Consider the following 1,280-nt stretch of genomic DNA (forward strand, 5'->3'; position numbering starts at 1 on the left):
TCGCGAAATTTCGCAGTCGCGACGCCAGAGACCGAGGGTTAGATCATGCCTAGCATTCACCTTCCGGCCGCCCGCTAGCGGACCCTGGTCAGGTTCCGCGAAGGTGGGCGCAGACATGCTGGGCTCGTCAGGATCAAACTGCACTATGAGGCGGCGGTTCATACCGCGCCAGGGGAGCGAATGGACAGCGAGGAGCCTCCGAACGTTCGGGTCGCCTGCTCGGGTGATATCGACGAGGTTGTGCGGCTGATGCACGACGCTGCGGCGTGGATGTCCGCCAAGGGAACGCCCGCCTGGGACGTCGCGCGGATCGACCGGACATTCGCGGAGACCTTCGTCCTGAGATCCGAGCTCCTAGTCGCGAGTTGCAGCGACGGCATCGTCGGCTGTTGCACCTTGTCGGCCGAGGATCCCGAGTTCTGGCCCGACGCCCTCAAGGGGGAGGCCGCATATCTGCACAAGCTCGCGGTGCGACGGACACATGCGGGCCGGGGTGTCAGCTCCGCGCTGATCGAGGCTTGCCGCCATGCCGCGCGAACGCAGGGGTGCGCCAAGCTGCGGCTCGACTGCCACCCGAACCTGCGTGGCCTATACGAGCGGCTCGGATTCACCCACGTCGACACTTTCAATCCCGGCTGGGATCCAACCTTCATCGCAGAACGCCTAGAACTCGAAATCTAACGTCCGTTCGGGCATCGAGGTCCATGTCGGGGTGGGACGGGCCCGTGGCTTCAAGATCACTTGCAGTCCGACCGCGATGTCTTGGTTGCGCGAGAGGTTGTCGATATGCTGAGTGTGCGATGGTTGATCGCTTCCTCGCCGCTCTCCACGGCGACGATGGCCGCCGCCATCAGCAAGTGCGCCAGTTCCCCTATGGTGCCCTCGCTGCGTGTGAGCAGGTAGCGAGCCATGTCCAGCGTGGCAATTGGGGAAGGCCGGCGCAGCGGGAGCGAAGCGGCGAAGCTGGCCAGCAGTGAGCAGCAATCGTCGTTGGCCTCCCATACCGGCAGCATCATCGGCTCGAAGCGATTTTCCAACTGGTCATCGGAGCGGATGGCTAGGTAGGCGTCGCGCGTGCCTACCCCAACCAACGGGATGCGCAGTTCGTTGCCGAGGAAGCGCAGCAGGTTGAGGAATTCCCGGCGGTTGACGCTGTTGCCGGCCAGCACGTTGTGCAGCTCGTCGATCACCAGCATGCGCACGCCGACCTTGCGCAGCAGTGCCAGAGCCAGTTGCTCCATTTCCGGCAACCGTGGGCGTGGGCGCAGCGGCGCGCCCAT

The 1,280-nt window shown here is 64.5% G+C and carries 2 protein-coding genes; one reads left to right on the forward strand and one right to left on the reverse strand.

The annotated features are described in order from the left end of the window. Nucleotides 1-180 precede the first annotated feature (180 nt). Nucleotides 181-681 carry a GNAT family N-acetyltransferase gene (locus tag QMN38_RS26575; protein WP_000376623.1) on the forward strand — a complete coding sequence of 167 codons (501 nt, stop codon included), beginning with the start codon at nt 181-183 and terminating at the stop codon, nt 679-681. Between the two features lie 56 nt (nt 682-737). Here QMN38_RS26575 and QMN38_RS26580 read toward each other — a convergent pair. Continuing rightward, nucleotides 738-1,280 (reverse strand): TniB family NTP-binding protein (locus QMN38_RS26580; protein WP_323606411.1); only part of this gene is annotated, 543 nt, incomplete at its 5' end.

This window comes from Citrobacter sp. R-1.5.2 (assembly GCF_035064245.1).
Classification (GTDB): domain Bacteria; phylum Pseudomonadota; class Gammaproteobacteria; order Enterobacterales; family Enterobacteriaceae; genus Citrobacter.